We start from the raw sequence: 13,351 nt of genomic DNA on the forward strand, positions 1-13,351 counted from the left end.
CGGCTCATCGCCGGTCTCTCATGCCCAACTCCTTTGCAGCCGCGGCGGCCGCGCCACGCGCCCTGCCCTTCAACGGCGAAACTGGCGCAGCCAGTCTCGCCGATCCCGACAACGCCCCGGCCGTGCGTCTCCTGACCGACACGCTGCGGGAAGCGACGCGGCGCAATGCGTCGGATATTCACATCGAGCCGGCCGAGCACGGCTGGCGCATACGCTTGCGGATCGACGGCGTGCTGCATGAAATCCCGCGGCCGCCCGCTCATCTGCGCGATGCATTCGTCACGCGCGTGAAAGTACTCGCGCGGCTCGACATCGCCGAACGGCGCGTGCCGCAGGACGGTCGCCTGCGCATCGCCAGCACGCCGCAGCGCATCGAGGACTATCGCGTCAACTCGCTGCCCACTCTGTTCGGCGAAAAGCTCGTGCTGCGCCGGCTCGACGCACTGCCCGCCGATCTTTCGCTCGATTCGCTCGGCCTCGATCCGCAACAGCGTCAAACCGTCGACGCTGCGATTCGCGCGCCGCACGGTCTTGTGCTCGTCACCGGACCGACCGGCAGCGGCAAAACCCTGTCGCTGTACTGCTTTCTGAATCTGCTGAACGGCGAGGCGCGCAATCTCTGCTCGGTCGAGGACCCGGCGGAGATCCAGCTCGCCGGCATCAATCAGGTCAGTGTGCGCGAGAAAGCCGGGCTGACTTTCGCAGTCGCACTGCGCGCGTTTCTGCGTCAGGACCCGGACGTCATCATGGTCGGCGAAATCCGAGACAACGAGACCGCCGACGTCGCGGTCAAGGCCGCGCAAACCGGCCACCTCGTGCTGTCCACCTTGCATACGAACGATGCCCCCGCGGCGATCGCGCGGCTCATCGACATCGGCGTCGAGCCCTACAACCTCGCGGCCGCGCTGCGGATGGTGACGGCGCAACGGCTCGTGCGGCGCCTGTGCGCCGCGTGCCGCAAGCCAGCGCCGCATTCGGCGGCGGCGCTCGAGGCAGCCGGGTTCGCCGCCCACCGGCTCGATGGCTGGCAGCCTTATGCGGCAGTCGGCTGCGCGGCCTGCCACGGCATCGGCTACCGGGGACGCGTCGGCATTCACCAGGTGATGCCGGTCTCCGACGCCATGCGCGAACTGATCGTCGCCAGCGCGGGCGTCCACGAGCTGGCCCGGCTCGCGCAGACCGAACAGGTCGCGACGTTGCGCGACGCCGCGCTCGCGCGCGTACGCGACGGCACCACGAGTCTCGCCGAAGCGCTCGCCGCCACCGAAGTCGCATGAGCACCGTTCCGCTCCTTCGCCCCGCTGCCGACCAGCGCTTCAAATGGCGCGGCCTCGACGCCGACGGCGCGCGTCAAAGCGGCTCGCTGATCGCGCCGGACGCGAGCGCCGCACGGGCCATGCTCAAACGCGACAACCTGTTCATCGTGGAACTCGCGATGCAAGGGCCGGCGCCACGCCCCCAAACCCGCGCCGCCGACGTCACGCTGTTCACGCGGCAACTCGCGAGCCTGTTGCGCGCCGGTCTGCCACTCGCACCCGCGCTCGAACTGCTCGCGCAAGCACCCGCGTCGCGCCGGCAAGGCATGCCGCGCATCATCGCCGCCGTCGCGCGCGACATCACCGCCGGCCTGCGCTTTTCGGCGGCATTGCAGCGGCACCCCGCGCAGTTCAACGCGCTGTACTGCCAGCTCGTCGAAGTCGGCGAAGCCGCGGGCGCACTCGCCACGGTGCTCGCCCGTCTCGCCGACGACCGCGAACGCGCCGCCGCGCAACGCGCGAAAGTACGCGCGGCGCTGACCTACCCGGTCGCGATCCTGCTGCTCGCCATGGCGATTACGGCTGCGTTGCTGGTGTGGGTCGTGCCGACCTTCAAGCAGATTTTCGACGGTTTCGGCGCGCAGTTGCCCGCGCCGACACAGTTCGTGCTAGCGCTGTCAGCCGGCGCGGCGCGCTGGAGCGTGCCGGCGTTTGCGCTGCTGGCCGCGCTGAGCTCGGCCATGACGTTCGTGTTGCGGCGGTCGGCCAGCGCCCGCATCCGTTTTGCGCGCGCCTCGCTCAACCTGCCGGTAGCCGGCCCGCTGCTACGCACGCTGTGCGCGGCGCGCTGGAGCCGCGCGCTCGGCACGCTGCTGTCCGCCGGCACACCGCTCGCCGATGCCTTCGACTCGCTCACGCACGCAACCGGCAATGCCTTTTTCGATCGCGCCACGGCGGGCATCGCGGTGAGATTGCGGCGCGGCGAACGGCTCGCCGCGGCGATGCGCGCCGCGCAATGCTTCCCGTCCGAGGTCGTGCAGCCCGTTGCGGTCGCCGAGGAATCGGGGGCGCTCGACACGATGCTGCTCGACGTCGCCTCGCTCGCCGATCGCCAGGTGGACGAAAAGATCGGCACGCTGTCGAGCCTGTGCGAACCGCTCGTGATCGTCGTGCTCGGCGCGCTGGTCGGCGGCCTCGTGATTGCGATGTATCTTCCCATTATTCAACTCGGCAACGTGGTGTAGCATCGCAGCCGAATCCATTCCAACTCCATGCAGGCTCCTCTTCCGCTCGTGCAAGAAACCTCTTCCAGCCTGCTCGCGGGCTTACTGCCAGGCCGCTTCGCAAGCGATGTCGGGCTCGCGATCGCCAGTCTGCCCGCGGGCGTGCAGATCGCGTTCGCGATCGTGTTCGGCCTCGTGATCGGCAGCTTTCTGAACGTAGTCGTGCACCGGCTGCCCATCATGCTCGAACGCGCCTGGCGCGAGGAAATCAACGAGGCCACCGAGACGCCGCAAGCCGACGACGGCCTGCCCGCGCGCTATAACCTGTGGGTGCCGCGCAGCGCATGCCCGCATTGCGGTCACGTTCTGAGCGCGTGGGAAAACCTGCCGGTCCTGAGCTATCTCATGTTGCGCGGGCGTTGCTCCGCGTGCGGCACGCATGTGAGCCTGCGCTATCCGCTGCTCGAAATTGCGAGCGCCGCCTGCGCCGCGAGCGTGCTCGCGGTGTTCGGCCCGACCATGATGGCGCTCGCCGCGTTCGGCCTGTGCGCGACGCTGCTGGCGATGAGCGCGATCGACATCGACACGCACCTGTTGCCCGACTCGATGACGCTGCCGCTGCTGTGGGCCGGCATCATCGTCAATTTCAACGGTATGTTCACGAACCTGCACGACGCGGTGCTCGGCGCGATCTTCGGGTATCTCGCGCTATGGGCCGTGCATTGGGTGTTCCGTCTCGTACGTGGCGTCGAAGGCATGGGCTACGGCGATTTCAAGCTGCTAGCCGCCCTCGGCGCCTGGCTCGGCTGGGCTGCCCTGCCGCAAATCGTGCTGATCGCGGCGATCGCCGGTGCGGTGGTCGGACTCGCGGCCACGTGGCGCGGCCGCATGCGCTTCGAGGAGCCGCTGCCGTTTGGGCCGTTTCTCGCCGCGGGCGGTGCGCTCACGCTATTTGTCGGCACGCCGCTCTATCTGGCTCTGGGAGGCTGAAGCATGTTCGTTGTGGGACTGACTGGCGGCATTGGCAGCGGCAAATCGACGGTGGCTAATCTGTTTGCCGCGCGCGGCGTGCCGCTCGTCGACACCGACGTGATCGCGCATCGCATCACCGCGCCGCATGGCGTCGCGATGCCGCTCATTGCCGCCGAATTCGGCACGGAGTTCGTCGCGCCGGACGGCTCGCTCGATCGCGCGCGCATGCGCTCGCTCGTGTTCAGCGACGAAGCGGCGCGCAAGCGTCTCGAAAGCATCACGCATCCGCTGATTCGCGCGGAAACCGAGCGCGAGCAACGCGAGGCGCAAGGGCCGTACGTGATCGTCGTGGTGCCGTTGCTGGTCGAATCCGGTACGTGGAAGAACCGGGCGAATCGGGTGCTGACCGTCGATTGCAGCGTCGAGACGCAGATCGCGCGCGTGATGAAGCGCAACGGCTTCAGCCGCGAACAGATCCTCGTGATCATCGCGCGCCAGGCCACGCGCGAAGCGCGCTTAGCCGCCGCCGACGACGTCATCGACAACGACAATGCGCCGCTCGAAGCGCTCGAAGCTCAGGTGGATGTACGGCATCGCGCGTACCTGTTGCTCGCGAATGGGTGAGTAACGGGTGAACGAGCGAGAGGGCCGGCCAAACCGAAGCCGCCGCGTGCGCTGACCTGCGCACACACGCAATACCGCGATACGTGACGCACCCGGATCGCACACATGCGTTGCATAGGCGTGTGCCGCACCTGGCCGCGATCGATCCGTACGCGGATCGATCGCATGCATGCGTCCCGATGAAGCGCCACGCGAATCTCGAAGCGCAACGCGAGCGCAACATGACACAAGCGTGTCCGCGGCACGCCTCATGCACGAGCACGCCCGAGGCAAAAACCCGCCACCGGCATGACTCAACCGCGGCACGAGGCACCATCAGCCCAGGTTCCCACACGAACCGCCACCCGCGCATTGAACTTTGCGCGCCCCCAGCAGCCGAAACGCTCTGAACCATCGTGAAGTCACGAAAAAAGTTGCGAAAGCGCGCTGAAAAAGTGCGTGATTGCTTGGGTAGTCCCACGGCATTAGAATGTTTTGCATTCCTGTCACCGACCACGCCCGAGGCGAGCCCGCTTGATCCTTTACGAGTACCCCTTCAACGAGCGAATCAGAACGCTGTTGCGCCTCGAAGATCTGTTCGAGCGCTTCACGTTCTTTCTGACTCAGGAAGACGCCAGGGAACATCACGTCGCACTGACAACGTTGTTCGAAATTTCCGAAGTCGCGGGTCGCGCAGATCTGAAGTCCGATCTGATGAAGGAGCTCGAGCGGCAACGGCAAACGCTCGCGCCGTTTCGCGGCAATCCCGGCATCGAACAGAACGCGCTGGAAGCGGTGCTCGGCGAAATCGAGCAAACGCTCGCAGGGCTCGCGCAGATGCAGGGCAAAACCGGCCAGCATCTTGCAGACAACGAATGGCTCGCGAGCATTCGCAGCCGCGCCATCATTCCTGGCGGCACCTGCAAATTCGATCTGCCGTCCTACTATGCGTGGCAACAGCTGTATCCCGATCAGCGTCGCCAGGACATCGCCAAATGGGTCACGCCGCTGCTGCCGCTGCGCGACGCGGCCACCATCGTGCTGCGGCTCGCGCGCGAATCGGGCCAGGCGTCGAAGGTGATGGCGATGCAGGGCAGCTATCAACAGATGCTCTCGGGCCGCTCGTATCAATTGATGCAGGTGCGCGTGGCACCTGAATTGCGCGTGATTCCCGAAGCGAGCGCCAACAAGTACATGCTGTGGGTGCGCTTCACGGTGCAGGACGGCGATCTGCGGCCGCGCGCGGTCGACGTCGACGTGCCGTTCCAGCTCACGCTTTGCAGCCTGTAAGCGCTCGCCGTCCTTAACAGACCCAAACAGCCCAATCCGGATTCAGGGAACGCGCCTTTGAAACGGCGCGAAATAGCCTTATATTCGTTACTTGTTCCGTTTGCGATTGACTGTCCGACCGTATGCCTACCGTCGTCAAATGTCCTACTTGCGGCAAAGATGTCCGCTGGACCCCTGAAAACCGCTTCCGTCCTTTTTGTTCCGAACGCTGCAAGCAGATCGATCTCGGCGCATGGGCCGCCGAGAAATACAAGATAGGCGGCAACGACCAGGAAGCCTCGTCATCCGATGAAACGTCTCGTGACGATTACAACCCGCATTGAGCCCGGCCGCGAGACTAAAAAAAGGCCATCGAAAGACCGGCAATAAAAGGCGATAAACAGACGATAAAAAACCACGCGGCCCGGCGCTGTTCGCACAACCCCCGTCACCGCGTGGTTTCATCTGCTACACGTGCTACCCGCCGACTACGTCTTCTCGGCCGCCAGCCACTCCAGCACCGGAATGGTCGCCGGCAGCAGCGGCGAGACCTCGGCAGGCAAGCTCTGCCACACGAACGCCTGGCCTTCGCGGCCATGCGGCTCGCCTGACCACTGCGTCACCTTGCAGAAGAACAGCCGCACATAGGCATGCGGATAATCGTGTTCGAGCGTATGCCACAGATGGCTCGCCTCGACCTCGATGCCCAGCTCCTCGTGCAGTTCGCGCGCGAGCGCGGCCTCGACCGATTCGCCCGGTTCGAGCTTGCCGCCCGGAAACTCCCAGTAGCCCTCGTACGGCTTGCCCGCCGGACGCTGCGCGAGCAGATAGCGCCCGTCCGGCTGCACCAGCACGCCGACCGCGACTTCGGTGACCGGGCGGGCGGCGCCGTTCTTGCCCGTGTTGCCGCTTGCCTCGCTCATGCCGGCGTCTTACGGCCGGACCAGTCGCGCGCGAACTGCCACGCGACACGTCCCGAGCGCGATCCGCGTTCGAGTGCCCACACGAGCGCATCGCCGCGCGCCGCCTCGATTTCGGCGTCGTCGCAACCGAAATGCCGCAGCCAGTGCGCGATGATCGTCAGATAGTCGTCCTGCTTGAACGGATAGAAGCTGACCCACAGCCCGAAACGCTCGGACAGCGAAATCTTCTCTTCGACCAGTTCGCCCGGATGAATCTCGCCATCCGACGTGTGCTTGTACGTCTCGTTGTCGCTCATGTACTCGGGCAGCAGATGGCGGCGGTTCGAGGTCGCGTAGATCAGCACGTTGTCCGACTGTGCGGCGACCGAGCCGTCGAGCGCGACCTTCAGCGCCTTGTAGCCCGATTCGCCCTCTTCGAACGACAGGTCGTCGCAGAACACGATGAAGCGCTCCGGGCGCTTCGCGATCAGATCGACGATGTCGCCGAGATCGTGCAGATCGTCCTTGTCCACTTCGATCAGACGCAGGCCGTCTTTTGCGTACGCGTTCAGGCAGGCCTTGATCAGCGACGACTTGCCGGTGCCGCGCGCGCCCGTCAGCAGCACGTTGTTGGCCGGCTGCTGGCGCACGAACTGGCGCGTGTTCTGTTCGATCAGCCCTTTCTGGCGATCGATGTTCTGCAGGTCGTCGAGCGTGATCGACGAAATCGCGGGCACCGGTTGCAGGTAGCCGCGCCCCTGGCGCTTGCGCCAGCGGAACGCGACGGCGGCCGACCAGTCGATTTCCGGCGCGGCGGGGGGAAGCATGGCTTCCAGGCGACCGAGCACGGCTTCGGCCCGGGTCAGAAACTGTTCGAGTTTGTCCATGTTAAGTAGGCGGCCAGCGGCCGCGCATTGAGCCTGATTACGAGCGGTAGTCGGCGTTGATGCTCACGTAGTCGTGCGACAGATCGCAGGTCCAGATCGTGGCTTGCGCATTGCCGCGTCCGAGCACGACGCGAATGCCGATTTCGCTCTTTTTCATGACGCGCTGGCCGTCTTCTTCGCGGTAGGCCGGGTTGCGGCCTCCGGCGGTGGCGACCAGCACGTCGTCGAGATACAGATCGATCTTGCCGACGTCGAGATCGTCCACGCCGGCATAGCCGATGGCCGCGAGAATGCGGCCGAGGTTCGGGTCCGAGGCATAGAAGGCCGTCTTCACGAGCGGCGAGTGGCCGATCGCGTAGGCGATCTTGCGGCACTCCTCGACGCTCGAGCCGCCTTCGACATGCACGGTCATGAATTTGGTCGCGCCTTCGCCGTCGCGCACGATCAGCTGCGCGAGCGTCTGGGCGACTTCCGTCACCGCGTCGCGCAGCGCTGCATAAGCGGGCGAATCGGTGGACGTGATCGCGGGCAGGCTCGATTTGCCCGACGCGATCAGGATGAACGAATCGTTGGTCGACGTATCGCCATCGATCGTGATGCAGTTGAACGAGCGGTCCGCGACGTGCCTGACGAGTTCGTCGAGCACCGGTTGCGCGACGGCCGCGTCGAACGCGAGGAAGCCGAGCATGGTCGCCATGTTCGGCTTGATCATGCCGGCGCCCTTGCTGATGCCGGTCAGCGTGACCGTGTGGCCGTCGATCGTGACCCGGCGCGAAGTCGCCTTCGGCAGCGTGTCGGTCGTCATGATCGCCTGCGCCGCGTCGTACCAGTTCGCTTCCTTGCGGCTCGCGAGCGCGGCCGGCAAACCGGCCTTCAGACGGTCGACCGGCAGCGGTTCGAGAATCACCCCCGTCGAGAACGGCAGCACCTGCTCGGGTGCGATGTCGGCGAGACGCGCGAGTTCCGCGCAGGTTTCGCGCGTCGCCGCGAGGCCCGGCTCGCCGGTGCCCGCGTTCGCGTTGCCGGTGTTGATGACCAGCGCGCGAATCGGCTTGCCGCCCGCGCGCACGCGCTGCAGGTTCTCGCGGCACACGGTGACGGGCGCCGCGCAGAAGCGGTTCTGCGTAAACGCGCCGCCGACCGTCGCACCTTCGTCGACGGAAATGACGAGCACGTCCTTGCGGTTCGGCTTGCGGATATTCGCCTCTGCCCAGCCGAGCGTGACGCCGGCGACGGGATGGAGTTGAGCGGGATCGATCGAGGGAAAGTTGACAGCCATGGTCGCGACCTGTCGAAGAAAATGCCGGCGGGTGCCGGCATTGGGGAAACGGAACGGGTGACCCGGGCGTGCTGCCGGGCCACCGGCGAAATCAACGGCAAAGCCGCGCTAACGACGACACCGAAACAACGCGGCGCGCCCAGAAGCGCGCCGCACCGGCGTTACGCGATCTTGCCGTGGCACTGCTTGTACTTCTTGCCGCTGCCGCACGGGCACGGGTCGTTACGTCCGACCTTCGGCACGTTGTCGGTATTCACATGCACCGCTTGCGGGGCCACGCCGTGACCGTGGCCGTGGCTCATCGCGTCGCCGATCATCGCGGCGGTGGCCGCTTCGGCTGCGACGGGCGCGGCGGCGCCGGCTTCCGCGAATTCGGCATGACGGAACTCGACGTTCTCGAGATGACCGCCCTGCTCTTCCATCTGCTCCGCAGCCGCCTCGAGCTGCTCCGGCGACTGAATCTGCACGTTCATCACGATGCGCGTGACTTCGAGCTTCACCGCGTCGAGCATCGCGGCGAACAGTTCGAACGCCTCGCGCTTGTATTCCTGCTTCGGGTTCTTCTGCGCATAGCCGCGCAGATGGATGCCCTGGCGCAGATGGTCGAGCGCCGCCAGGTGTTCGCGCCACGCACGATCGAGCGTCTGCAGCATGATCGAGCGCTCGAACGCGCTGAACGATTCGCGGCCCACGAGCTGGACCTTCGACTCGTACGCTTCGTCGGCGGCGGCCTCGACCGCTTCGAGAATTTCGTCCGCGTTGATCGAGTTCGACTCGTTGATCATTTCCTGAATCGCGAGATCGAGCTGCCATTCGTTGCGCAGCACTTCCTCGAGTTCGGGCACGTCCCACTGCTCTTCGATGCTGCCCGCCGGTACGAACTGATGCACGATGTCGGCGATCACGCCGTGACGCATCGCGCCGATCGTCTCGGTAATGTCGTTCGCTTCGAGCAATTCGTTGCGCTGCTGATAGATCACCTTGCGCTGATCGTTCGAGACATCGTCGTATTCGAGCAATTGCTTACGAATATCGAAGTTGCGCGCCTCGACCTTGCGCTGCGCCGATTCGATCGAGCGCGACACGATGCCCGCTTCGATCGCCTCGCCTTCCGGCATCTTCAGGCGGTCCATGATCGCGCGTACGCGGTCGCCCGCGAAAATGCGCAGCAGCGGGTCTTCGAGCGACAGATAGAAGCGCGACGAACCCGGGTCGCCCTGACGGCCGGCACGGCCGCGCAGCTGGTTGTCAATCCGGCGCGACTCGTGACGCTCGGTGCCGATGATGTGCAGACCGCCCGCGGCCTTCACCTGATCGTGCAGCGTCTGCCATTCGTCGTGCAGCTTCTGGATGCGGCGCTGCTTTTCATCGTCAGAAAGTGTTTCGTCCTGCTCGATGAACGACGCCTGTTTCTCCGCGTTGCCGCCGAGCACGATGTCGGTGCCGCGGCCGGCCATGTTGGTGGCGATCGTGATGCGCTGCGGCCGGCCCGCTTCGGCGACGATCGCCGCTTCGCGCGCGTGCTGCTTCGCGTTCAGCACTTCGTGCGGCAAACCGGCCTGCTTGAGCAGATGCGACAGCAGTTCCGAGTTCTCGATCGACGTCGTGCCGACCAGCACCGGCTGACCGCGCTCGTAGCACTCGCGAATGTCGCGGATCACCGCGTCGTAGCGTTCCTTCGCGGTCTTGTAGATCTGATCCTGCTTGTCGATCCGCTTGGGCGGACGGTTGGTCGGGATCACGACCGTTTCGAGACCGTAGATCTCGTTGAATTCGTACGCTTCGGTGTCGGCCGTGCCGGTCATGCCGGCCAGCTTCGCGTACATGCGGAAGTAGTTCTGGAACGTGATCGAAGCGAGCGTCTGGTTCTCGCTCTGGATCTTCACGTGCTCCTTCGCCTCGACCGCCTGGTGCAGACCGTCCGACCAGCGGCGGCCGGCCATCAGACGGCCGGTGAATTCGTCGACGATGATGACTTCGCCGTTCTGCACAACGTAGTGCTGGTCCTTGAAGAACAGCGTGTGCGCGCGCAGCGCCGCGTACACGTGGTGCATCAGCGTGATGTTCTGCGGCGCGTAGAGGCTTTCGCCCTCGCCGATCAGGCCCCACTCGGCGAGCAGGCGCTCGGCTTTTTCGTGGCCAGATTCGGTCAGGAACACCTGACGGCCCTTTTCGTCGAGCGTGTAGTCGCCCGGCTTCTCGACGCCGGTGCCGTCCGCCTTCTCTTCGCCGATCTGGCGTTCGAGCAGCGGCGGCAGCGCGTTCATGCGCACGTAGAGTTCGGTGTGATCTTCGGCCTGGCCGGAGATGATGAGCGGCGTACGCGCTTCGTCGATCAGGATCGAGTCCACTTCGTCGACGACCGCGAAATTCAGGCCGCGCTGCACGCGCGCGTCGGTCTCGTAGACCATGTTGTCGCGCAGGTAGTCGAAGCCGAATTCGTTGTTGGTGCCGTAGGTGATGTCCGAGGCGTAGGCTTTCTGCTTGGACTCGTGGTCCATCTGCGACAGGTTGATGCCGACCGACAGACCGAGGAAGTTGTAGAGCCGCGCCATCCATTCGGCGTCGCGCTGCGCGAGGTAGTCGTTGACCGTGACCACGTGCACGCCGCGCCCCGACAGCGCATTCAGGTACACCGGCAGCGTCGCGACGAGCGTCTTGCCTTCGCCGGTGCGCATTTCGCCGATCTTGCCGTAGTGCAGCGCCATGCCGCCGATCAACTGCACGTCGAAGTGGCGCATTTTCAGCACGCGCTTGCTGGCCTCGCGGCAAACCGCGAACGCCTCGGGCAGGATCTTGTCGAGAGATTCGCCGCTCGCGACGCGTTGGCGGAATTCACCCGTTTTGGCGCGCAGCTGATCGTCCGTCAATTGCTCGATCTGCGGTTCGAGCGCATTGATCGCCGCGACGGTCTTTTGATATTGCTTGACTAGCCGCTGATTACGGCTGCCAAAAATCTTCTGTAGAAAACCGGTGGTCATCGGATCGGTGTCTGCGTCGCGGCTTCGGCTGGCTCGCGGTGTGCGGTTCGGGCACGCGCGAGCCTAGAGTCGGAAAGGCTTTGGCCGCTTAGTCCAGGAGTGAATTCGAATCGGGCATTCTAGCACGCGCCTTTGGCAGCGCTTGTGTCAGAGGTGCGACGGCGCGGGCGTTCGGGGGGGGCCCCGGGGGCCGTCCGGCAAACTCCGGCGACGCGTCGCAAGCGGGGTTCGCAAGCTGCCCGCGCGGTACAATCGCGGCATGGGCGTGCAAGGTGCGCGCCCACGTCGTTAATCCCAAACATGAGCCGTTTTTCGTCCTTTTCAAGGCCGCCGAAGCAGTTCGATCTGCGCCGTCCCCAGCCGCTTTCCGAGGTGCTGGGCCGCACGGACGCGTTCGCCGCGCTGCGCGCGGGCGTCGAGCAGATTGCCGCGCTCGAGAAGGATCTGCGCGAGTTGCTGCCCGATTATCTGGCGAGCAGTGTCGAGCCGGGCTTCATCAAGGACGGCGTGCTGGCCCTCTTTGCCGCGCACAACGCCCTCGCGGCACGGCTGCGACACCTGGAGCCGCGGCTGCTGGCGGATTTGCAGCAGCGCGGCTGGCCGGTCCATGCGCTGAAGATTCGCGTGCGGCCGCAGCCGCTCAAGGAGCCGCCGCCCGTCAAGCAGGCGCGCATGACGCCGGCCGGCGCCGACGCGTTGCAGGCGCTCAGCGAATCGCTGGCGCCGTCACCGCTGCAGGAAGCGCTCGCGCGCATGGCGGCGAGGCATCGGCGCAATCGCTGAATAACGCAATCGCTAAGCAATAGACGAAAAAAAACGGCCCCGAAGGGCCGTTGTTCCATCTGGCTTGCCTGTGCGCTACAACTCGGGCGTCAGGCGAAAGCCGTTTGCGTTTCGTACGCGAAGCCGCGCGGCGCTTTCTGCGTGTCTTCAAAGGTGACGACTTCGTACGCGTCTTCGTGCGCGAGCAGTTCGCGCAGCAGCGCGTTGTTCAGGCCGTGGCCCGACTTGTACGCGGTGTACGACGCCAGCAGCGGATGGCCGACCACATACAGGTCGCCGATCGCGTCGAGCATCTTGTGCTTGACGAACTCGTCGTCGTAACGCAGGCCGTCGTTGTTCAGGATGCGGTACTCGTCGAGCACGATCGCGTTGTCCATGCTGCCGCCGCGAGCGAGGCCCAGTTCGCGCATCATTTCCACTTCATGCGCGAAGCCGAACGTGCGGGCACGCGCGATTTCGCGCACATACGACGTGTTGGCGAAATCGACTTCGAGCGCCTGGCCGGTTTTGTCCACGGCCGGGTGGCGAAAGTCGATCGTGAACTTGAGCTTGAAGCCGAAGTACGGGTCGAGACGCGCGAACTTGTCGCCATCGCGAATTTCGACCGGCTTCGTGACCTTGATGAATTTCTTCGCCGCGTTCTGCTCTTCGATACCGGCCGACTGGATCAGGAACACGAACGAACCCGCGCTGCCGTCCATGATCGGGATTTCCTCGGCGGTGACGTCGACGTAAAGGTTGTCGATGCCGAGACCGGCGCAGGCGGACATCAGATGCTCGACCGTCGACACTCGCGCGCCGTCTTTCTGCAACACGGAGGCGAGACGCGTATCGCCAATCGCCATCGCCGACGCAGGAATGTCCACCGGCGTGGGCAAATCCACGCGCGAAAACACGATGCCAGTGTCCGGCGCCGCCGGACGGAGCGTCAGGTCGACTTTGCGGCCGGAGTGCAGGCCGATGCCGACAGTCTTGACGATCGATTTGATTGTGCGCTGCTTCAACATGGTGATCTTCTACTCGATTGAAAATCCCAATCGGGACTTTTTATTTCATAGCGCGAAGTATACTCCAATCCCCAGACAAGCGTCTTTGCAGGGAACGTATCAATCTGTTTCGCTGCATTACCCCTTAGGCACCGCGAGGGGAAGCAGGACGGGCCGATGCCCCGGAACGGAGGCGTTTCCGGTCATCGG

General features: G+C 65.0%; 12 protein-coding genes. 7 read left to right on the plus strand and 5 right to left on the minus strand.

All coding sequences use genetic code 11. The features are described from left to right. The first annotated feature begins 20 nt into the window (after positions 1-20). The 6 genes from GXB81_RS11840 (at position 21) to yacG (ending at position 5,667) form a co-directional block, all read left to right on the plus strand. The gene (locus tag GXB81_RS11840) at positions 21-1,277 is read left to right on the plus strand and encodes an ATPase, T2SS/T4P/T4SS family (protein ID WP_205989204.1); all 1,257 of its coding nucleotides are present in this window, start codon (positions 21-23) and stop codon (positions 1,275-1,277) included. Beyond that, on the plus strand, positions 1,274-2,500 hold the full coding sequence (locus tag GXB81_RS11845; protein ID WP_205989205.1) for a type II secretion system F family protein: 1,227 nt from the start codon (positions 1,274-1,276) through the stop codon (positions 2,498-2,500). Before GXB81_RS11840 ends, GXB81_RS11845 begins: the two co-directional genes overlap by 4 nt. Positions 2,501-2,527: 27 nt before the next feature. Further along, a complete protein-coding gene (locus tag GXB81_RS11850; RefSeq protein WP_167284627.1) occupies positions 2,528-3,469 on the plus strand; it encodes an A24 family peptidase in 942 nt (313 codons plus the stop codon). 3 nt (positions 3,470-3,472) lie between these two features. After that, positions 3,473-4,075, plus strand: coding sequence for a dephospho-CoA kinase (gene coaE, locus GXB81_RS11855; RefSeq protein ID WP_205989206.1), 603 nt, complete (start codon positions 3,473-3,475; stop codon positions 4,073-4,075). A 513-nt stretch (positions 4,076-4,588) separates the two neighbouring features. Continuing rightward, positions 4,589-5,344 carry a cell division protein ZapD gene (zapD, locus tag GXB81_RS11860; protein WP_205989207.1) on the plus strand — a complete coding sequence of 252 codons (756 nt, stop codon included), beginning with the start codon at positions 4,589-4,591 and terminating at the stop codon, positions 5,342-5,344. Between the two features lie 122 nt (positions 5,345-5,466). Continuing rightward, positions 5,467-5,667 carry a DNA gyrase inhibitor YacG gene (gene yacG, locus GXB81_RS11865; protein ID WP_167048713.1) on the plus strand — a complete coding sequence of 67 codons (201 nt, stop codon included), beginning with the start codon at positions 5,467-5,469 and terminating at the stop codon, positions 5,665-5,667. 144 nt (positions 5,668-5,811) lie between these two features. Here yacG and GXB81_RS11870 read toward each other — a convergent pair whose 3' ends face one another. The 4 genes from GXB81_RS11870 to secA form a co-directional block, all read right to left on the minus strand. Further along, the gene (locus tag GXB81_RS11870) at positions 5,812-6,246 is read right to left on the minus strand and encodes an NUDIX domain-containing protein (RefSeq protein WP_167048711.1); all 435 of its coding nucleotides are present in this window, start codon (positions 6,244-6,246) and stop codon (positions 5,812-5,814) included. After that, positions 6,243-7,112 (minus strand): ATP-binding protein, encoded by an 870-nt coding sequence (locus tag GXB81_RS11875; RefSeq protein ID WP_167048709.1) that lies wholly within the window; start codon positions 7,110-7,112, stop codon positions 6,243-6,245. The genes GXB81_RS11870 and GXB81_RS11875 overlap by 4 nt, the downstream gene beginning before the upstream one ends. A gap of 37 nt (positions 7,113-7,149) precedes the next feature. Beyond that, positions 7,150-8,391 (minus strand): bifunctional glutamate N-acetyltransferase/amino-acid acetyltransferase ArgJ, encoded by a 1,242-nt coding sequence (gene argJ, locus GXB81_RS11880; protein ID WP_205989208.1) that lies wholly within the window; start codon positions 8,389-8,391, stop codon positions 7,150-7,152. Between the two features lie 161 nt (positions 8,392-8,552). Then, entirely contained in the window at positions 8,553-11,372 is a 2,820-nt protein-coding gene (gene secA / locus GXB81_RS11885) for a preprotein translocase subunit SecA (protein ID WP_167048705.1), read from the minus strand. Between the two features lie 300 nt (positions 11,373-11,672). Between secA and GXB81_RS11890 the strand changes: the two genes are divergently transcribed. After that, positions 11,673-12,155, plus strand: a complete 483-nt coding sequence (locus tag GXB81_RS11890) for a DUF721 domain-containing protein (protein ID WP_205989209.1) — start codon at positions 11,673-11,675, stop codon at positions 12,153-12,155. A gap of 89 nt (positions 12,156-12,244) precedes the next feature. On the opposite strand, the gene lpxC is transcribed toward GXB81_RS11890, so the two are convergent. Next, positions 12,245-13,162 (minus strand): UDP-3-O-acyl-N-acetylglucosamine deacetylase, encoded by a 918-nt coding sequence (gene lpxC, locus GXB81_RS11895; RefSeq protein ID WP_167048701.1) that lies wholly within the window; start codon positions 13,160-13,162, stop codon positions 12,245-12,247. Positions 13,163-13,351 lie beyond the last annotated feature (189 nt).

The organism is Paraburkholderia sp. Ac-20336 (assembly GCF_017105025.1).
GTDB lineage: Bacteria > Pseudomonadota > Gammaproteobacteria > Burkholderiales > Burkholderiaceae > Paraburkholderia.